Annotated in this window: 21 protein-coding genes; 16 read left to right on the top strand and 5 right to left on the bottom strand. The window is 52.8% G+C overall.

The genetic code is table 11. The features are described from left to right. Window positions 1-29 precede the first annotated feature (29 nt). From EVJ23_RS05135 to EVJ23_RS05125, 3 genes are all read left to right on the top strand, one after another. Window positions 30-1,625 (top strand): CTP synthase, encoded by a 1,596-nt coding sequence (locus EVJ23_RS05135; protein WP_070328303.1) that lies wholly within the window; start codon window positions 30-32, stop codon window positions 1,623-1,625. Window positions 1,626-1,776: 151 nt separating this feature from the next. Further along, window positions 1,777-2,592, top strand: a complete 816-nt coding sequence (locus EVJ23_RS05130) for a TVP38/TMEM64 family protein (protein ID WP_236633442.1) — start codon at window positions 1,777-1,779, stop codon at window positions 2,590-2,592. Between the two features lie 42 nt (window positions 2,593-2,634). After that, window positions 2,635-3,189 (top strand): GNAT family N-acetyltransferase, encoded by a 555-nt coding sequence (locus EVJ23_RS05125; protein WP_131464618.1) that lies wholly within the window; start codon window positions 2,635-2,637, stop codon window positions 3,187-3,189. Here EVJ23_RS05125 and EVJ23_RS05120 read toward each other — a convergent pair. The 3 genes from EVJ23_RS05120 to EVJ23_RS05110 all read right to left on the bottom strand — a co-directional run bounded on the left by EVJ23_RS05120 (window position 3,181) and on the right by EVJ23_RS05110 (window position 5,580). Next, complete coding sequence (locus tag EVJ23_RS05120) at window positions 3,181-3,948, bottom strand: helix-turn-helix transcriptional regulator (protein ID WP_070328216.1); 768 nt, start codon at window positions 3,946-3,948, stop codon at window positions 3,181-3,183. The two genes, EVJ23_RS05125 and EVJ23_RS05120, sit on opposite strands and share 9 nt — an antisense overlap. 39 nt (window positions 3,949-3,987) lie before the next feature. After that, a complete protein-coding gene (locus tag EVJ23_RS05115) occupies window positions 3,988-4,200 on the bottom strand; it encodes a hypothetical protein (RefSeq protein ID WP_070328215.1) in 213 nt (70 codons plus the stop codon). A 264-nt stretch (window positions 4,201-4,464) separates the two neighbouring features. Beyond that, window positions 4,465-5,580: an NADH-dependent flavin oxidoreductase gene (locus tag EVJ23_RS05110; protein ID WP_070328214.1), complete on the bottom strand. Its 1,116-nt coding sequence runs from the start codon at window positions 5,578-5,580 to the stop codon at window positions 4,465-4,467. Between the two features lie 257 nt (window positions 5,581-5,837). On the opposite strand from EVJ23_RS05110, the gene EVJ23_RS05105 reads away from it, so the two are divergent. Continuing rightward, a complete protein-coding gene (locus EVJ23_RS05105; RefSeq protein ID WP_131464616.1) occupies window positions 5,838-7,493 on the top strand; it encodes a glycerol-3-phosphate dehydrogenase/oxidase in 1,656 nt (551 codons plus the stop codon). Between the two features lie 44 nt (window positions 7,494-7,537). Here the strand turns inward: EVJ23_RS05105 and EVJ23_RS05100 are convergent, their stop codons facing one another. Further along, the gene (locus EVJ23_RS05100) at window positions 7,538-7,990 is read right to left on the bottom strand and encodes a hypothetical protein (RefSeq protein WP_131464614.1); all 453 of its coding nucleotides are present in this window, start codon (window positions 7,988-7,990) and stop codon (window positions 7,538-7,540) included. 111 nt (window positions 7,991-8,101) lie between these two features. Here EVJ23_RS05100 and EVJ23_RS05095 point away from each other — a divergent pair, with 111 nt between their 5' ends. The 9 genes from EVJ23_RS05095 to EVJ23_RS05055 all read left to right on the top strand — a co-directional run bounded on the left by EVJ23_RS05095 (window position 8,102) and on the right by EVJ23_RS05055 (window position 15,390). After that, entirely contained in the window at window positions 8,102-8,446 is a 345-nt protein-coding gene (locus EVJ23_RS05095; RefSeq protein ID WP_161567013.1) for a YxeA family protein, read from the top strand. Window positions 8,447-8,553: 107 nt separating this feature from the next. Further along, window positions 8,554-8,916, top strand: a complete 363-nt coding sequence (locus tag EVJ23_RS05090) for a response regulator (protein WP_070328210.1) — start codon at window positions 8,554-8,556, stop codon at window positions 8,914-8,916. Window positions 8,917-9,071: 155 nt separating this feature from the next. Continuing rightward, window positions 9,072-9,926 carry a class II fructose-1,6-bisphosphate aldolase gene (gene fba / locus EVJ23_RS05085; protein ID WP_131464610.1) on the top strand — a complete coding sequence of 285 codons (855 nt, stop codon included), beginning with the start codon at window positions 9,072-9,074 and terminating at the stop codon, window positions 9,924-9,926. 218 nt (window positions 9,927-10,144) lie between these two features. After that, window positions 10,145-10,795: a fructose-6-phosphate aldolase gene (gene fsa / locus EVJ23_RS05080; protein ID WP_070328208.1), complete on the top strand. Its 651-nt coding sequence runs from the start codon at window positions 10,145-10,147 to the stop codon at window positions 10,793-10,795. Between the two features lie 26 nt (window positions 10,796-10,821). Continuing rightward, window positions 10,822-12,075 carry a UDP-N-acetylglucosamine 1-carboxyvinyltransferase gene (gene murA / locus EVJ23_RS05075; protein ID WP_070328207.1) on the top strand — a complete coding sequence of 418 codons (1,254 nt, stop codon included), beginning with the start codon at window positions 10,822-10,824 and terminating at the stop codon, window positions 12,073-12,075. Between the two features lie 17 nt (window positions 12,076-12,092). Next, window positions 12,093-13,061 carry a class II fructose-bisphosphatase gene (gene glpX, locus EVJ23_RS05070; protein ID WP_070328206.1) on the top strand — a complete coding sequence of 323 codons (969 nt, stop codon included), beginning with the start codon at window positions 12,093-12,095 and terminating at the stop codon, window positions 13,059-13,061. A gap of 100 nt (window positions 13,062-13,161) precedes the next feature. Continuing rightward, window positions 13,162-14,088, top strand: coding sequence for an ATP-binding cassette domain-containing protein (locus EVJ23_RS05065; RefSeq protein WP_070328205.1), 927 nt, complete (start codon window positions 13,162-13,164; stop codon window positions 14,086-14,088). Further along, complete coding sequence (locus tag EVJ23_RS05060) at window positions 14,078-14,848, top strand: ABC transporter permease (RefSeq protein WP_070328204.1); 771 nt, start codon at window positions 14,078-14,080, stop codon at window positions 14,846-14,848. The genes EVJ23_RS05065 and EVJ23_RS05060 overlap by 11 nt, the downstream gene beginning before the upstream one ends. A 56-nt stretch (window positions 14,849-14,904) precedes the next feature. Next, a complete protein-coding gene (locus tag EVJ23_RS05055) occupies window positions 14,905-15,390 on the top strand; it encodes a DUF421 domain-containing protein (protein ID WP_070328203.1) in 486 nt (161 codons plus the stop codon). A gap of 47 nt (window positions 15,391-15,437) precedes the next feature. On the opposite strand, the gene EVJ23_RS05050 is transcribed toward EVJ23_RS05055, so the two are convergent. After that, window positions 15,438-16,133, bottom strand: a complete 696-nt coding sequence (locus tag EVJ23_RS05050) for a C40 family peptidase (RefSeq protein WP_070328202.1) — start codon at window positions 16,131-16,133, stop codon at window positions 15,438-15,440. Window positions 16,134-16,511: 378 nt separating this feature from the next. Here EVJ23_RS05050 and rho point away from each other — a divergent pair, with 378 nt between their 5' ends. From rho to EVJ23_RS05035, 3 genes are all read left to right on the top strand, one after another. Beyond that, complete coding sequence (gene rho, locus EVJ23_RS05045; RefSeq protein WP_070328201.1) at window positions 16,512-17,852, top strand: transcription termination factor Rho; 1,341 nt, start codon at window positions 16,512-16,514, stop codon at window positions 17,850-17,852. A gap of 82 nt (window positions 17,853-17,934) precedes the next feature. Then, entirely contained in the window at window positions 17,935-18,177 is a 243-nt protein-coding gene (locus EVJ23_RS05040) for a type B 50S ribosomal protein L31 (protein WP_021066109.1), read from the top strand. A 99-nt stretch (window positions 18,178-18,276) separates the two neighbouring features. Further along, the gene (locus EVJ23_RS05035; protein WP_131464608.1) at window positions 18,277-19,503 is read left to right on the top strand and encodes a cation:proton antiporter; all 1,227 of its coding nucleotides are present in this window, start codon (window positions 18,277-18,279) and stop codon (window positions 19,501-19,503) included. Window positions 19,504-19,596 lie beyond the last annotated feature (93 nt).

The following is a 19,596-nucleotide window of genomic DNA, read 5'->3' as shown; positions in this document are numbered from 1 at the left end:
ATGTGGGCATTCAAGAGAGGAGAATGATGATGACAAAGTATATTTTCGTAACAGGTGGGGTAGTATCTTCACTCGGTAAAGGGATCACAGCCGCTTCACTCGCACGTCTGCTTAAAAACCGAGGTTTGAACGTAACGATTCAAAAGTTTGACCCATATATCAATATCGACCCAGGGACGATGAGCCCATACCAGCACGGTGAGGTGTTCGTCACGGACGACGGCGCCGAGACCGATCTTGACCTCGGACATTACGAGCGTTTCATCGACATCAACTTGTCGCAAAACGCGAACGTGACGTCGGGGCGCATCTACTCGACGGTATTGAAAAAAGAACGTCGCGGTGACTATAACGGGGGGACGGTCCAAGTCATCCCGCATATCACGAACGAGATTAAAGACCGCGTCTTCCGTGCCGGCCGCGAGACGAACGCGGACGTCGTCATCACAGAGATTGGTGGAACAGTCGGGGACATCGAGTCGCTTCCGTTCATTGAGGCCATTCGACAAGTGAAGAACGACATCGGCAAAGAAAACGTCATGTATGTTCACTGTACGCTCGTCCCATACCTTCGCGCAGCTGGCGAGATGAAGACGAAACCGACACAACACAGCGTCAAAGAGCTCCGCAGTTACGGAATCCAGCCGGACATCATCGTGCTCCGTACCGAGTATGATATCCCGGAAGAGATGCGTGAAAAGATCGCCCTCTTCTGCGACACACGCAAAGAAGCGGTCATCGAGGCACAAGACGCGTCGACGTTGTATGAAGTGCCGCTCAACCTTCAAAAACAAGGCATGGACCAGCTCGTCAACGACTACTTCGGCTTCAACACGCCACCGGCTGACATGACGGCTTGGAAAAACCTTGTCCATACGGTCACGCACCTCGAGAAGAAAGTGAAGATCGCGCTCGTCGGAAAATACGTCGAACTCCGCGACGCCTATATCTCGGTCGCCGAATCGCTCAAACATGCCGGTTACGCGTTCAACGCCGACATCGACATCGACTGGGTCAACGCAGAAGAGGTGACGGCTGAAAACGTCGATGCGCTTCTCGGCGACGCCGACGGTATTCTCGTCCCGGGCGGCTTCGGCGAGCGTGGGATTGAAGGGAAGATTGAAGCGACGCGTTATGCGCGTGAGAACAACGTCCCGTTCTTCGGGATCTGTCTCGGGATGCAACTCGCGACGGTTGAGTTTGCCCGTAACGTCTTGAAGTTAGACGGCGCCCACTCGGCGGAGATCGATCCGACGACGAACTACCCGATCATCGACCTTCTTCCTGAGCAAAAAGATATCGAAGATCTCGGTGGTACGCTCCGCCTCGGCCTTTACCCTTGTAAGCTTGAGCCGGGCACGAAAGCGCACGCCGCTTACAACCAAGAGCTCGTCTATGAGCGTCATCGCCATCGCTACGAGTTCAACAACGAGTACCGTGAAGCGTTCGAAGCGGAAGGATTCAAGTTCTCGGGGACGAGCCCGGACGGCCGTCTCGTCGAGATCATCGAGATTCCAGAACACAAGTGGTTCGTCGCGTCACAGTTCCACCCAGAATTGATTTCGCGTCCTGAGCGCCCGCAGCGCTTGTTCCACGATTTCATCCAAGCAGCACTCGCAGAGTGAGGGAGAGGTCACGACCGTTTTCGGTCGTGGCCTTTTTTCTCGGGCAAAAGACTGACCGCTTCAACAGCTTAGGATGGATACATGTTCACCTAAATCCGGGTAAACTAAGAGTAGAACGGGGAGAGGGCGATGTCACATGGGGGAACGAAACATGATTTACTGGGGGTATGGGGTCGCATTAGTCGCGTTGAGCATATTGCCGTTCGTCGTCTTGCCGACACTCTTATTGCCGTATCAACTCGGATGGACCGGGGTTGTCCTGTTGGCTCTATCGATCGGTCTGTTGCGGTCGATCCGTGAAGGGTCGAGCGTCTATTTGAAGCAGATGTTGAAAGTGACATTCACGTTGTTTTTATTATTTGTCTTGATCTATTACGTCTCATTCGGTCTCATCTTATACGATACGTATGGGCTCGATCGTCTGCTCGAACGTTATGAGGCTCATGCGGTCTGGGTGTTCGCCGCCTTCAGTTTCCTGCAGCCGATCGCGTTGCCGGTCCCGGAAGCGATCAGCGTCCCGATCGGCAGTGTCGCCCTCGGTCCGTTGCGCGCGGCCATGATCGGCAGTGTCGCGACGACGCTCGGCATCCTCGTCATGTACGGGCTCGCGCGGTTCGGACGGGAGCGGGTCATGCACTTGATCGATGCGGATAAGCTCGCGACGTATGACCGTTATGTCGGCAAGTACGGTCTCGGTGTCTTGCTCGTTTTGTTCATCATCCCGATCTTACCGGACGAAGTCATTTGTTTGGCGGCCGGATTCAGCCGCGTACCGTTCGGACGTTTCGTGATGATCGCAGCCGGAGCGAAGCTCGTCACGTCGTTCGGATTAGCTTATTCGGTCACGCTCGGTGAATTGTTCGTGACCGGTACGAGCCCGTTCGCGGTCGTCTCGGTGACGGCGAGCTTGATCCTCGTCATCTTGGCGCTCGTCTGGCGCAAACGTAGAAAAGGGAATTCGAACTGACGTCTCGAATGAGTGAAGAGCATATACGGAGAGGAAGAGATTATGTATCGAGATGAGAACCTGATCATTCGACCGATCGAGGCGCGCGACTTGGGACGGTTATGGGAATTGATTTACAAAGAAGCGGCGCCCGAATGGAAACGGTGGGACGCACCGTATTTTGAACATCGCGCGCAAAGTTATGATGCGTATCAGGAGGAGGCGGACCGCCACGTCGGACGTGACGACATGTGGGTCGTCGAAGTCGATGGGACGGTATTCGGTACGGTGTCCTACTATTATGAGGACGCCGGGAAGGAATGGCTCGAAGTCGGGATCATCCTTCATCAGTCAGACCGCTGGAATCAAGGTGTCGGGACGAGGGCGCTCAAACTTTGGATCGACCATCTGTTTAACACGCTCTCGACGGTCCGGGTCGGATTGACGACGTGGTCAGGGAACGAGCGCATGGTGCGCGTCGCTGAAAAAATCGGCATGCAGCTCGAAGGTCGGATGCGGCGCGTCCGCGTCGTCCGTGGTGAGCGTTACGATTCGATTCGGATGGGCATGCTTCGGGAAGAATGGGAAGACGAACAAAAGCGCGACGTCTCAAGTTGAGGCGTCGCGCTTTTTAGACGTGAGAAACAATTGGCGGTATTGGAGCGGGGTCATCTGCTTGTACGTCTTGAACGTGGTAATATACGCCGTGCAAGAGGTAAAACAGTATTTTTCGCCGATGGCACAAATCGGCAGATTCGTACCGAGCAGGTCGGCGATCGACGCATCGATCCGTCGCCTGCGAATCCGTTCTGGCACACTTTCCCCGACTTCTTGTTTGAACAGGGCCGACAGATAGTTGTTCGACATACCGATTCGTTGGGCGATCCAAGGGAGCGATAACGCCGGTTCTTGCAGATGGTCCTCGATCAAGTGGATGATCGTCGTCACGTTCGGATTGGTCGATACGGGTGGAGACAAGAAAGCCATCATCTTCGTCAAGGAATCGACGATGACCGGGACGGCATAGATGAAGTCGAGCGTCGTCGTCAGTTCGTCGATCAAGATGAGGAGCGCACTCGTATAAGTGAGCGCGGTCTGGACGTTCGGGTTGTCGACCGGGATCATGCGGATGACGTGATAGACGAGTCCGCGATAGTAGAAGCGGACACTCCTATATTCATCCGTGACCGGAAGTTTCAAAAGGTCGAACGTCAACGTTTCAAGCAATTGCTCGGCCCGGACCGGATGGGCGCTCCGGAGCGCACTCACAATCTGTTGGTCGAGCGCATAAAAGTTATCGAGCAGCTGAAAGTCAGCAAATAAGTTTTTGTCGCGCTGCAAGTGGTTCATAAATTGGCGTTCGATTTTGTTTTCCACCGGTCAAGTCACTTCTTTCATCGTACCATCGGGAATCGTTCATTTGTCTCGTTGAGCGTTTCGCATCGTCGCCTGCTTCAGCTCGGCGATTTCTTTGGCGAGTGCTTCTTCTCGGGAACGTGTGGATGATTCGAGGTGGTGTTCGAGTTCTTTGCTTTTGTTGCGATACGTTTCAGCCGCTTGTTTTGTGCGCTGGTGATGTTGATTAAGCTGTTTGTTGTGTACATCGAGATCAAACGGCTTTTTTGTCATATATATGCCCCTTTCAAAACAAGGTCAAACAGACAGACGGAACGAATGATTGGTCTCGAGCCGCGGTCTCAATGAGGAAACGCTTCCTGTCCTTAGCTTACGAATGGGGCGAATGCTTGGAAAGTTAGGTCAACACGAAAGGAGTGGTGAAAAAGATGATAAATGTGACGGAATTGTGTCTGAAGAGACTTATTTGTGTCACATTCCGGTCTCGTCTCCGAACGCAATAAAAAATCCGCAGACTTATGTCTGCGGACAGCTTGCTTATTTGACTGCTTCGTCTTTGATTGGGAACCAGCCGGCACGTGTCGTGATGGCGTTCCAAAGTGGGGCCGGGACAGCGAGTTCGGCTTGCTTGTTCAAGTCAAGCGCCGTTTCGATTTCATCTTCACGATCCGTTTGCACTTTTTCAAGCCAGTCAGGGTCGATGATGAGTTCACGGCCGAGCGCGGCCAGGTCGATGACGTTCAAAGCGTCTTCGACTTGACCAGGGCGCTGAAGTTGTCCGACTCCGATGAGCGGGACGGCACCGTTGATGCGTTTCGCGATCCGGTCGATCGAGCGCTCCATCACGTTCTCGTTGCGCATCGAACCGATATTGAAGTTCCAAAGCGAGGCGTGGAGGTAGTCGAGTCCTTCCTCGAGCAACATGTCGATCAATACGTCCGTGTCGTCGAGCGTGATACCTGGCTCTTCGACTTCTTCTGGTGAGAAGCGATAGCCGATCAAGAAATCGTCAGCGTCTTTCGCCGCGGCTTTCACAGAACGGATGACTTCACGCGGGAACGTGAGACGCGCCTGTACGTCGCCTCCGAAGCGGTCGTCTCGGCGGTTTGAGTGCGGTGAGAAGAACTGCTGGATCAAGTACGTGTTCGCTCCGTGAATCTCGACGCCGTCAAATCCGGCTTCGATGGCACGGCGTGTCGCTTCACCGAATGCTTCGATGATTGCCTCGACTTCTTCTGTCTCGAGGGCACGCGGTGTGGCGGCACCTTCACGGACGGGTGCGACCGCACTTGCGCTCACGGGTTGTTCGTTCGGGACGAGCTCTGGAGGAGACATGCGCCCAGCGTGGAAGATTTGCAGAATGGCTTTGGCACCTTCCGCCTTCAAACTTTCAGCGAGTTGACGGAGACCGGTGATGAAGTGATCGTCGCTCGCGCCAAACGCGTTCGGGAATCCTTTACCGTCTTCTGTCACATAGGCACACGCCGTGATGGCGAGACCGACATTTTTCGCTCGCTTCCGATAGTAGGCGAGTTCGTGCTCCGAAACCTCACCTGTCGGCTCGGACGAATAATGGGTCATCGGCGCAAGGACGAGCCGGTTATGAAGCTCGACGCCGTTTTTAAATTGAAAAGATTGTAACATGCGTTTCATGAAAACTCCTCCTTCGTAGTGATACTTTGAAGTCTAGTCTTCTGAATTTCAAATTGCGAGCGTGACGCTTTCGGTCGGGCAGGTTGCGTGTCTAGTGAGCCGGTCGATGGTTGAAGAATGGAGAATAGGGTATAATACAGGAGAAAAGTTGATAACCGGTTGGAGATTACAGAGAGACCACGACATAGAGGGCGAAGCCTTGTTTTGTTGTGGTCTCTTTGTTTATACGAACCGGATTCATTATAGGAGGGAATAAGATGGAAATCAGAAACTTCTCAGCAAAAGAACGTGCCAAGCGATACGAACAATTGACGAGTGAGCGTCATGACATCCTCGTCGTCGGTGGGGGCATCACCGGTGCCGGGATTGCCCTCGACGCCGCTTCAAGGGGAATGAAGACGGCGGTTCTTGAAATGCAAGACTTCGCGGCTGGAACATCGAGCCGCTCGACGAAACTTGTCCATGGTGGCTTGCGCTATTTGAAACAGTTCGAAGTCGCACTCGTCGCCGAGGTCGGGAAAGAACGCGCCATCGTCTATGAGAACGGACCGCACGTCACGACGCCAGAGCGCATGCTTCTACCGATGCACAAAGGCGGCACGTTCGGACCGCTCTCGACAGCGCTCGGGCTGATGGTGTATGACTTGTTGGCCGGCGTCAAACGAGCGGAGCGCCGTTTGATGTTGACGCCGGAAGAGGTGATCGAGAAGTCACCGCTCGTCAAAAAAGACGGGCTCGTCGGTGGCGGTTATTACGTCGAGTATCGGACGGACGATGCGCGCATGACGATCGAAGTCGCGAAAGAAGCGGCGAACCATGGCGCACTCCTCTTAAACTACTCGAAAGTGACCGGTCTCATTTACGAGCAAGGCAAAGTCGTCGGCGTGAACGTCGAAGATCAAATCGACGGGGAGACGTATGAAATTTATGCGAAAAAAGTCATCAACGCGACCGGCCCATGGGTCGACGTGCTCCGTGAGCAGGACGGCTCGAATAAAGGCAAGATGCTTCGTCTGACGAAAGGTATTCATCTCGTCATCGATCAATCGAAGTTCCCGCTCAAACAAGCGACTTACTTCGATACACCAGATGGCCGAATGGTGTTCGCCATCCCGCGTGACGGCAAAGCGTACGTCGGGACGACCGACACGTTCTTCGATAAGGATAAGGCGCATCCGCGCATGACGACAGAAGACCGCGACTATATCTTGGGCGCGATCCACTATATGTTCCCGGATGTGTCGTTGACGGAAGATGACGTCGAGTCAAGCTGGGCCGGCATCCGTCCGCTCATCTATGAGGAAGGCAAAGACCCGTCCGAGATCTCACGGAAAGATGAGATTTGGCAATCGGAAAGCGGCCTGATCACAATCGCCGGTGGTAAGTTGACAGGCTACCGGAAGATGTCTGAGACGGTCGTCGATCTCGTCGCGAAGCTACTCAAACAAGAAGAGGGTATCGTCTTCCTCGCTTCACGGACGAAACATATGCCGATGTCGGGTGGACATGTGGGCGGTTCGAACGGCTTTGACGACTTCTTGACGAAGAAGAAAGACGAGCTGAAAAACCTTGGTTTCGATGACGTGAAAGCGGAGCAGTTAGTCCGTCTCTACGGATCGAACATCGATCGCGTCGTCGAGCGGATGGATACGAACGCTTATGACCTGCCCGAGATCGTCTACGCGCAGTTGATGTACGGCATCGAAGAAGAGTCGGTCGTCCGTGCCATCGACTTCCTCGTCCGTCGGACAGGGGCGATGTTCTTCGACATCGACTTCGTCAGAGACTATAAAGACGGTGTCTTGCGCTGTATGGCCGATGTCTTCAAATGGTCGGATGCACGTCTCGCCGAGGAGCGGGAAGAAGTCGAGAAAGAGATCGACCTCGCCGTCGTCCCGGTCACGATCGACTAAACGTAAACCAAAAGGAACTTCGCTCAAGCGAGCGAAGTTCCTTTTCATATGCCTAATTCTTCATAGTACGCTGTGATCCGATCATCGATTGCGAAGACCATCTCCTCGTCGCCCGAAAAATAGAAGACAATATACGTTCCGTCCTCGCGATACACTTCCGCTTCGACGATGAGCGTTGTCGGCTGTCCGTCATACGTGACTTCAAGTTCACCGAGCGGATGCACGGTCGCCTCGTCTAAATCTGGATTGGAGACGAGTAGATGCATGCGCTCGACGTCTTCTGCTGAAATCGGTTCGTCGAAAACCTCGGAGATGAGTTTGAACGTCTCGGGCACGTCTTCAAATTCCGCATCTATTGAAGTAGCGAGCGGTATATCGTCTTCATAAACATCTTCATACGCGTCGGCGGACGGCTCTTCTCCGAACGTCCCAGCCGTGATGGCGACACCTCCGGCAAGCGTCACTAAAAAAAGTAAAAATCCGAATAAATGCTTCATGTCGTGTCTCCCATCATGTCTTGTACGTCGAGTATAACAAGAAGCGTTGCGTTTAGGAATCGTTCATATATGGTATTGGAAGATAGCGATCAATAGAAGTGAGGGATGCACATGCAACGGAACCGAGTACTCATCGTCACAGTCTGTCTCGCGGTCTTTGCCGGATGGTTGGTCATCGATTTGGACCGTCTGTTCGCGGATACATATTATGTGAAAATCCCGAAGGTGGAGACGGCGGAGCGAGATGGGACGGACTATGTGTATACGACAATCGGCTATGATGAGGAACGAAAAAAGCGTTCGCTCACATTCACGTCTGACTCACGGCTCGCAGAAGGTGATTTTTTGCAATTGTACGTGAAGGATGAAGGGACGGTGACGTCGTATGAAATCGCCGACGAACGAGACGTTCCCTTTGAATTGAAAATGGAGCAAGCGGGGGAGGCGGGGACGTGAGCCTCGTTTCCTTCTTTTAGAAAATGACGCGTCGCCAAACGAAAACGATTTTGGTATGGTTATATTATCGCACAAAGCTATAGAAGCTACGGAAAGAAGGTAACTAGATGTCACGCATGCTAATCGCAGACGACCAAGATGGAATTCGCTTGATGCTCGCCCAAGTGTTTAAAAATCTGGGTATCGAGGTCGACACGGCCCAGGACGGCTTGAGCGCTTGGGAACAGCTAGAACAAAGTACTTACGATTTGGTGCTGCTCGATATGAACATGCCGCGCATGTTCGGGCATGAAGTGTTACGGAACATGCGGAACAACGACATCGACACACCGGTCATGATCATGACCGCATTTGGGGAAAAATCGACAATCGAAGAAGTGCGCCGCCTTGGGATCACGGCTCAGTTCGAGAAGCCGTTCGATATTTACGGCATGATCGAGAAAGTGAAAGAAGTGCTCGGCATTCAGTGAATCGTCACGAAGATGACATATGTAAACGCTTGCGCGGGGCCATTTCTATATGCGAATAGCATAGGCACAAGTTTTGACGTGTGTTATAATGGGAACGAATTGCACAGGGTCACTTTTCCCACAGTGCACAACAGCGAACAGAGGAGGACATCATTATGCCATTAGTATCAATGACAGAAATGCTTAACAAAGCATTCGAAGGCAAGTATGCAGTCGGCCAATTCAACATCAACAACCTCGAGTGGACGCAAGCGATTCTTCGCGCTGCGGAAGACGAGAAATCACCAGTTATCCTCGGTGTATCAGAAGGTGCAGCAAAATACATGGGGGGCTTCACAACAGTTGTTAAAATGACTGAAGGTCTCATGCACGACTACAACATCACTGTTCCAGTTGCAATCCACCTCGACCACGGTTCTTCATTCGACAAGTGTAAAGCAGCGATCGACGCTGGTTTCACGTCTGTTATGATCGACGGTTCACACCACCCGATCGAAGAAAACATCGAAATGACGAAACAAGTCGTTGAATACGCACACGCTAAAGGCGCTTCAGTTGAAGCGGAAGTTGGCACAGTCGGCGGCGAAGAAGACGGCGTCGTTGGCGGCGTACAATACGCTGACCTCGACGAGTGTGTCCGTGTTGTTAAAGAAGCGAAAGTTGACGCTCTTGCAGCGGCACTCGGTTCTGTACACGGAGAATACGCAGGCGAGCCAAACCTCGGCTTCAAAGAGATGGAAGAAATCGCAGCAGCGACGAAAACGCCACTCGTTCTTCACGGCGGTTCAGGAATCCCTGAGCACCAAATCAAAAAAGCAATCGAGCTCGGTCACAGCAAAATCAACGTCAACACAGAGTGCCAACAAGAATGGACTCGTGCGGTACGTGAGAAGCTTAACACTGACTCGAAAGTATATGACCCACGTAAAGTCATCGGACCTGGTATCGAAGCGATCTACAACGTCGTTTCTGGTAAAATGCGTGAGTTTGGTTCAAGCAACCAAGCGTAATCTTGTCACATCAGTCGGTTCTCCTCGTGAGAACTGGCTTTTTTGTTGAAAAAAATTATAGGAAGTCATGGGCCGTCGGGACGCTCGCCGGGATGATCTTGCTTGCCGCTTCGATGCTCGGCATCGCCGCGCTGACGTAAAGGGTATAGCAATTCCGTGTCGATTTCCTCATAATAAGAGAGTAAGCGATTACAATCCGATTCGAGGAGGACATGTACATGCGTTTTTTCATTGACACGGCAAATGTGGAAGACATCAAGAAAGCCCACCAAATGGGCGTCATCGGGGGCGTGACGACGAATCCGTCGCTCGTCGCGAAAGAAGGCGTCGATTTCCATACGCGGCTCCGTGAGATTTGTGAGGTCGTCGGGGACCTTTCAGTCAGTGCGGAAGTTATTGCACTCGACGCAGAGGGTATGGTCAAAGAAGGAAAGGAACTCGCGGCGATCGCGCCGAATATTACAGTTAAGGTACCAATGACAGCAGCCGGTATGATTGCTGTCAATGAGCTTTCGAAGCTCGGCATTAAGACGAACGTGACGCTCATCTTTAACGCCAACCAAGCGCTCTTAGCAGCTCGGGCGGGTGCGTCATACGTCTCGCCGTTCATCGGTCGCCTTGATGATATCGGCCACGACGGTCTCGACCTCGTCGAGACGATTGCGAATATCTTTGCCATCCATGGCATCGATACGGAAATCATCGCCGCGTCCGTTCGCCATCCGGTCCACGTGACGAAAGCAGCTCTACTTGGTGCTAATATCGCCACGGTACCGTACAAAGTCATCGAACAGATGATGAATCATCCGCTCACTGACAAAGGGATTGAGCAGTTCTTAGCGGATTGGAATAACGCTCAATCCAAATAAGTTCGTCGTAGAAAGGTTTGATCATCGTGGAAATTCTCCATATCGTTGGACAGCAGAAACTTGAAGGAACAGTTGACATTAGTGGCGCCAAACAGAGTGCCTTGCCTTGTCTCGTCGCAGCACTTCTTACCGAAGAACCGGTGACAATCGAGAACGTCCCCGTCATCGAAGATGTCGAAGTGATGCTCAGCCTATTACAAGAACTCGGGGTGACAATCGAGCGGGACGGGGAGCGGATGACGCTTCATGCAAAAGATGCCGTCGCCATGCCGCTGCTCGGCTCAGAAACTCGGAAAGTCCGGGCCGCTGTCTACTTACTTGGTGTGTTCGCAGCTCGTTTTGGGAAAGGGGCCGTTGGATTACCAGGGGGATATGCGATTGGTCCACGACCGATCGATTTACATTTAAAAGCGCTAGAACGTCTCGGCATCAAAGTCGAGAACGAGTCGGGTCTCTATCACGTCAACGCCGACAAGTTGGCCGGCAATCGGATCTACCTCGACCTTCGCTCATTCGGGGCGACGGTGAGCGCGATGCTCGCCGCGGTCCTTGCCGAAGGGACGACCGTCATTGAAAATGCCGCGACTGATCCGGAAGTCGTCGACGTCGCGACGATGCTGACATCGATGGGTGCATACGTCATCGGTGCCGGGACCGATGAGATTCGAATTAAAGGGGTCGAACGCTTGCACGGCTGTACACATACGCTGATCCCAGACCGCCTTGAAGCCGGAACGTTTATGATTTACGGTGCGGTTGCAGGGGAAGTGACGGTTCGAAACGTTATTCCGACCCATTTAGAAGGGGTCATCCAAAAATTAGTTGATTACGGTGCTGAAGTCGAGGTCGGGGAAGAAGCGATCACGGTTCGGGCGAAAGCTTTTGAGCCGATTGATATTCGCGTCTTCCACTACTCGGGTTATCCGACCGATTTGCAACCGATCATGTCAGCCGCTTTGTTGAAAGCGAACGGGACGAGCGTCGTGACGGATAAGCTATACGTCCAACGTTTCCGTCATATCGCCGAAATGCGGCGGATGAACGCGCAAATCACGCTTGAAGATTCGTCGGCCGTCATTCGTGGCGGGACGACGCTTGCGAACGCTGAGATGGAGTCTGCCGATGCGCGGAGCGCCGCGGCACTCGTCTTGGCCGGTTTGCAGGCAACGGGAGAGTCGACGGTTCTCTATGCGGAACGTCTGAACGACTCGTACGTCGACTTCGTCGGCAAACTAAAACAACTCGGCGCCCTCGTCTGGGTCGATGAGATGTCCGAGTAACAAAGGGGAGAATTCGGGTGGAACGTAGTTTATCAATGGAATTGGTCCGGGTCACAGAAGCGGCAGCGCTGTCTTCGGCCCGCTGGATGGGGAAAGGCTTGAAAGAACAAGCGGACGACGCAGCCACAACAGCGATGCGCGAAGTGTTCGATACGATTCCGATGAAAGGGATCGTCGTCATCGGGGAAGGTGAGATGGACGAGGCACCGATGCTCTACATCGGCGAGAAAGTCGGGAACGGTTACGGCTCACGCCTCGACGTTGCCGTCGATCCGCTCGAAGGGACGAGCATCGTCGCGACGGGAACATGGGGCGCACTCGCGGTGCTCGCGGTCGCGGACGCAGGTGATCTCCTTCACGCGCCAGACATGTATATGGATAAGATTGCGGTCGGTCCAGAAGCGGCGGGACTGATCAGCCTCGACAACTCGATCGAAGAAAACATCGCGATCGTCGCCAAGGCGAAGGGCAAGAACGTCGAAGACGTCGTCGTCACGATTTTGCACCGTGACCGTCATGAAGAGATGATTCAACGAGTCCGGGCAACGGGAGCTCGTATCAAGTTGATTCCGGACGGCGATGTCGCGGCGGCCATCAACACGGCGTTCCCGAAAACCGGTGTCGATCTCTTGCTAGGCTCGGGCGGGGCGCCGGAAGGCGTCATCGCAGCCGTCGCCATGAAGTGCCTCGGTGGTGACTTCCAGGGACGGTTGTTGCCGGAAGACGCGGCCCAGGAAAAACGATGCCAAGATATGGGCATCGCTGACACGGGACGCATCCTGCTTCTTGACGATCTCGTCAAAGGCGAGGATTGTATCTTCGCGGCGACGGGTGTGACAGACGGTGAACTGCTCCGTGGTGTCCAATTCACGGGTCAGGGCGGTCAGACACACTCGGTCGTCATGCGCGCCAAATCGGGTACGGTCCGTTTCGTCGAAGGGATTCATTCATTGAAGAAAAAACCGAAAATGGTCATGAAACCTTAATTCTCTCGAGCTGCAGATTCTCTCTGCAGCTTTTTTGATGCGTTCTTTCATATTTAAAATATGAATAGAACGGGAATGAGTAAGGCAGGAGGTGGGGTCGATGATCGAAGTAGAGTCACTCGTCAAGACGTTCGGGGATGTTCCGGCCGTCGACGGAATATCGTTTTCAGTAAAACAAGGAGAAATCTTTGCGTTCCTTGGTCCGAACGGGGCCGGGAAATCGACGGCTATACAGATGTTGACGACACTCATTCGACCGACGAGCGGGTCGGCGCGCGTGAACGGGTTTGATGTCGTCAAGCGGGAGAAGGACGTCCGGTTATCCATCGGTGTCGCCCTCCAGGAGACGGGCATCGATAAAGTGTTGACCGGCCGGGAATTGCTCGTCCTTCAAGGTCGGCTGTTCAAAATGACGAAACGTGAAGCAGAAGCACGGGCCGAGGAACTGCTGTCGGTCGTCTCACTCGCGGATGCGGCTGACCGAAAGAGTGGCACGTATTCCGGCGGGATGCGGCGTCGGCTTGATTTGGCGCTCACGCTCGTCCATCGTCCGATCGTACTGTTTTTAGATGAACCGACGACCGGGCTCGACCCGGCGAGTCGAATCGAGATTTGGAAAGAGGTACGGCGTCTCAATCAAGAGTTCGGGACGACCATCTTTTTGACGACCCAATATTTAGAGGAGGCGGACGAGCTGGCCGATCGCATCGCCATCATCCATCACGGTAAGATTGTCGTCGAAGGGACAGCAGAAGAATTGAAGCAGACCGTCGGAGGCGAGTCGATTTCTCTAGTGTTTCATACCGATGCAGAAGCACGAGCCGCCGCTGAGCTGTTCGGACAAGCCGCGACCGGACCGAGCCTCGTCTTCGAACTTCGCGACTACACGTTGACCGACGTCGTCCGGAAACTCGATGAGCAGGCGTTACAGCCGGAGCGGCTCACGGTGAAACAGCCGTCACTTGACGACGTATTCTTGAAAGTGACGGGCGAATCGTACGAAGGAGGTGTGCCGAGTGTGGACTGAAACGTGGTTGTTTACAAAGCGGAGTCTAATGACGACGATCCGCAACCCATTTTCATTTATCCCGAACTTGATGATTTCTGTCTTTTTCTTGCTCGTCTATACGAGCGGGCTGTCGAGTGTGGCCGCATTGCCGCAGTTCGGCGGCGGCGACTACTTGAATTTCATCTTGCCGGTATCGATCGTCTCAGGTGCTGTCGGCGGGGCCGGGGGTGCCGGCCAAGCGTTAGTGCGTGACATCGAGAGCGGCTATTTCGCCCGGTTGCTGCTCACACCTTCGACGCGGACTGCCATCGTGCTCGGACCGATGATTGCCGGGATGTTGCAACTGTTCGTTCAAACGTTGCTTATCTTTGCCGTCGCGTTCTTACTCGGGTTATCGATTCCGGTCGGTGTGGTCGGCTTCTTGTTCACGGTTTTGCTCGCTCTCGGATTCGGACTCGCTTTTGCCGGATATTCGGTCGGGGTCGCCTTGAAGACACGGAACGCCCAAGCCGCACAGGCCGGGACACTTCTCTTCTTCCCGCTCATCTTCTTGTCGACGACGTTCGTCCCGAAAGAGTTGATCGAGGCGGAATGGCTCAAAGTGGCGGCGACGTTCAATCCGACGACGTATATCTTTGAAGGGATGCGGGCCGTGTTGACCCAACCGACGATTGACTGGGGCGCTTTGTCGGCCGGCCTTGCCGTGGCTGGAGGGATGAGTGTCATCATGGTCGTCTTCGCGGCGACAAACGCGCGGGGTGCCTTGAAACAAAAATGATGAACGACGAGTACGCTTTCGAAGTGATTGTTCAAAAACAGAAAAGGGGGGAGACGATGGATCAACTCAAAACGATGGTGCAAATCATCTTGACAGGGATCGGGGCTTACTTCTCGATCATTTTCATATTACGTGTATCAGGAAAACGGACGCTCTCGAAAATGAACGCATTCGATTTTATCGTGACCGTTGCGCTCGGTTCGATCTTAGCGACGACGCTCACGAGCCGACAGACACCGCTACTGAATGGGCTCGTCGCTTTTGCCACGCTCGTCGCGTTGCAATACGTCATGGCGAAGCTGGCCAATCGGTCAAAACGAGTGAACGAGCTGATCAAATCGACACCGACGATGCTATATTATCGGGGGAGTTACTTAGAAGCGGAGATGCGTAAAGAACGCGTGCTCGAGATCGAAGTGCTCCAAGCCATCCGCTCGAGCGGGACCGCTCACGATAAAGTCGAGGCGGTCGTCCTTGAGACAGACGGGACGTTCTCGGTGTTGACGAGCACGGAAGCCGTTTTGCAAAATGTTCGTAAATAAAAAACGACTCGGTTCCGCTGAACCGAGTCGTTTGAGGTTTTATTGAATTAGAGGTACGTTCCAGCACCGACGTAACGTGGTGCCCAGTAACCTGATGTGAAGCTCGCGTATTTAACGCCGCCTGTTTCTGAGTTGATCATTTGTGTCTTGCTGATTGCCATACCGACGTGTTGGATCGTGCCGCCGTTATGTGAGAAGAATACGAGGTCGCCTGCTTGAATCGCTGACTTCGACAATTTTTTCGAGCTTGAGTATTGTGAGCGTGAATCACGTGGGATTGACTTGTTGATCGCTTTCTTGTAAACATGTCCTGTGTAACCAGAGCAGTCAAATCCAGCTGTTGTCGTTCCGCCGTAACGGTACGGTGTGCCAAGGTATTTCTTCGACTCGGCGACAAGTTTCGTACGAGCGCTTGAAGAAGAAGTCGTTGTCACTTTAGTAGCCGTTGCTGTGTTTGCTTTCAAGTACGTGTAAGTCGATGACGCTGAGATGTAACGGTGAGTCCCTTTGTAGTTGATCTTGTAGAACGAGCCAACTTTACCGAGGTATGTATAGCGTTGACCTTTATTCATCTTCGTAACGACTGACGAGCTGAGTGATGCTGATGTCCGAATGTTCAAGCCGTTGACTTTCGAGTAAGCGAATGTTCCAGTAGCTGCTTCTGCTTGTTCACCTGTTGTGAATGCAAGACCCGAGAAAGCGATAGTGGCGGCGACGATGATAGATGCGAAACGCTTTAACATAGTATAATTCCCTCCGTTTTTTAAAATAAAACCCTGTGAGTGTATATGATCGATGTGTGTTTACGATAGTTGAGCAAAAGTCGAGTTTGTTACCCGGTTTCCTCTGCAAATAAACTATATCATGCGTAAGACCGATGGCATTTTTCAATCACAAGTCAAAAATAGTTTTCTTGTAACATATTTGAAACAATATGGAGGCATAGAGACCTTTTTGTTACATAAGGAAGAGTACCGGACGTTAACTTTTAAAAATCAAGGGAATAGACTGATATGTAGCCGTTTATATAAAGTGACGGCATGATTGAATTGTGATTAGATGAATAAGAACTTTACAATTACTTTTCAAATATAGAATCACAAGAAAGACAGGTGACGTTTATGACGCAAAGTACAGAACCAGCTAAAAACTATACGCTTCGTGAACTCGAGACGAAGACGTTGAAAGAATTGTATGAAATCGCAAAAGAAGTGAATGTGCCTCAATATCGGGAAGCACGGAAACGTGAACTCATGTTCCGAATCTTAAAATCGCAAGCCGAATCGAAGGACCTTTATTTCCTCGAAGGTGTCCTTGAGATCATCCCTCCGAACCCGCAGTCACAAAATGAAGGTGGCTTCGGTTTCCTCCGACCAATCAACTACTCCCAATCGTCCGAAGACATCTATATCGCCGCTTCACAGATCCGCCGCTTTAGTTTGCGGAACGGGGATCTCGTCACCGGGAAAGTCCGGAAACCGAAAGAAAATGAACGTTTCCAAGGGCTCTTGAGCGTCGAGGCGGTCAACGGGGAAACGACCGATTCGACCCGGAACCGCGACTATTTCCCTGCGCTCACGCCGATCTATCCGGAAAAGCAAATGGTGCTCGAGACGGAGCCGAACCATCTATCGGTCCGTGTCATGGATATGATCGCACCGGTCGGCTTCGGGCAACGTGGTTTGATCGTCGCCCCACCGAAAGCCGGGAAGACATCTCTATTGAAAGAAGTCGCCAATTCCATCACGACGAACCATCCGAACGTTGAACTGATCATCCTATTGATCGACGAACGTCCGGAAGAAGTGACGGACATCCAACGTTCGGTGCCGGGTGCAGACGTCGCCTATTCGACGTTTGACGAGACACCGGAGAATCACACTCGCATCTCGGAGCTCGTGCTAGAGCGGGCGATGCGCCTCGTCGAACATAAGAAAGACGTCGTCATCTTGCTCGACTCGATCACTCGGTTGACGCGTGCCTATAACCTGTCCGTCCCACCGAGCGGTCGTACGCTCTCGGGCGGGATCGACCCGGCAGCGTTCCACAAACCGAAGAAATTCTTCGGGGCGGCCCGGAACATCGAGGACGGCGGCAGTTTGACGATTCTCGGGACAGCGCTCATCGATACCGGTTCGCGGATGGATGACGTCATCTATGAAGAGTTCAAAGGGACGGGCAACATGGAGCTCCATCTCGACCGGAAGCTCGCGGAACGCCGTATCTTCCCGGCCATCGATATCCGTCGTTCGGGTACGCGGAAAGAAGAACTCCTCCTCGGCAAGGACGAGCTCGACTCGCTTTGGACGATTCGTCGCACGATGAACGAGTCGCCGGACTTCGTCGATCAGTTCTTGCGTCGTGTGCGTGAGACGCAAACAAATCTCGACTTTTTTGCGGCGCTCGAGGCCGATAAGAAAAAGAGTCGCCGCCCGGTGAAAAAAACGAAAACGGACTTGTAAATCCGTGAACCGGGTGCTATTATATTCTAGTGAACTTTCTCTAGGTTGAAAGAATACTTAGGGCAGAAGGAGTTGAAAAGCAATGAAACAAGGAATCCACCCAGAATACCGTAAAGTCGTATTCATGGACTCAACGACTGAGTTTAAATTCATCAGTGGTTCGACTCGTTACTCTAACGAAACGATCACGATGGAAGATGGTAACGAATACCCACTCATCCGTGTCGATGTATCTTCTGATTCGCACCCGTTCTACACAGGTCGCCAGAAATTCGCATCTGCGGACGGTCGTATCGAGCGCTTCAACAAGAAGTACCAACGTTAATCGTCAAGTTGTATGCACACCGCCTAGGGATTGCCCTTGGCGGTTTTTTGTTGTCCAAGCGAGGGTAAAGAGACGGAAGACTGACATGAGGGGGCTTCCATGGAGTATATATTGATTAGCATCAGCTTGTTGGTTGGCGTCGGGATCGTCTCGCAATGGTTGGCGTGGCGCTACCAAATTCCGGCGATTATCATCATGACGGTTGCCGGCGTGTTGGCCGGTCCGATCTTTGGTTTGTTTGAACCGCGAGAGTTGCTCGGTAATTTGTACAGCCCGATCATCTCGTTTGCGGTCGCGATCATATTATTTGAAGGTAGTTTAGGGCTTCATTTAAGCGAGATCAACCAATTCCGGCGTTCGATCGTCCGCATCGTGACAGCGGGTGTGACGTTGTCGTTCGTTGGGGCTTCGCTGTTGATTCAATACGTCGGCGGTCTCCATTGGGTCGTCGCTTGGACGATGGGAGCGCTATTCGTCGTCACCGGCCCGACGGTCGTCATCCCGTTGCTCAGGCAAGCCCATCTGAAAGATCGGGTCGGTGCCATCTTAAAGTGGGAAGGGATCATTGTCGACCCGGTCGGTGCGTTGCTCGGCCTGTTCGTGATTCGAATCGGCTACATCGTCTATGAAGGCATGGACTTGTGGGTACAATTGCTCTTTGCGGGAGCTTGTCTCGTCGGTATCGGTCTCGGTTACGTGTTCGGTCACGTCTTGATGGGCTGGTTCGTAGGTGAGAAGATTCCGCGGTACTTACGCGCTTCGGTGACGCTTACGGCCGTCTTGATCTTATTCTCTTTGAGCGAGTTTATGATGCATGAAGTCGGTCTCCTTGCCGTGACGGCGATGGGGATGACGATGGCGAACACGAAACTTCGCGATGAACAGATCATCGAGGAACTGCAGTCGTTCAAGGAAGACATCTCGATTTTGCTGATCTCATCCGTATTCATCTTGCTGACGGCGTCGCTGTCGCGTGAAGAACTATTGAATATCTTCCAGTGGCCATTGCTGTTGACGATTGCCGGCATCTTGTTTCTCGTTCGACCACTGGCAATCTATGTATCGACGCTTGGTGTGGGGCTTCCGCTCAAGGAGCGTGGGTTCATCGGCTGGATCGCGCCACGCGGCATCGTCGCGATGACGGTCGCAGGTTTTTTCGCGGAGGAAGTGGCTGGTCTCGGGATTGAGGATGCGTCACAGATGCTACCGCTCACGATCGGACTCGTCTTTACCTCGGTGACGTTGCACGGGCTGACGATTCGACCGCTCGCGCGCAAATTGAACTTGATCGATTATAAAAAAGAAGAAGAAGAAGCGGAAGAGTGAAGAGAAATCGGGACGGGATGATGCCGTGCCGATTTTTGTTAGAAGTCAACCCTTTTCCTATGACTGAAAGATGGTTATAATCGGAAAGCGATT

Origin of the sequence: Exiguobacterium sp. SH1S1 (assembly GCF_004337245.1) — a bacterium.
Taxonomy (GTDB): domain Bacteria; phylum Bacillota; class Bacilli; order Exiguobacteriales; family Exiguobacteriaceae; genus Exiguobacterium; species Exiguobacterium aurantiacum_A.
Note: the sequence above shows the minus strand (reverse complement) of the source record. Positions and strands in the feature narration are given on the sequence as shown.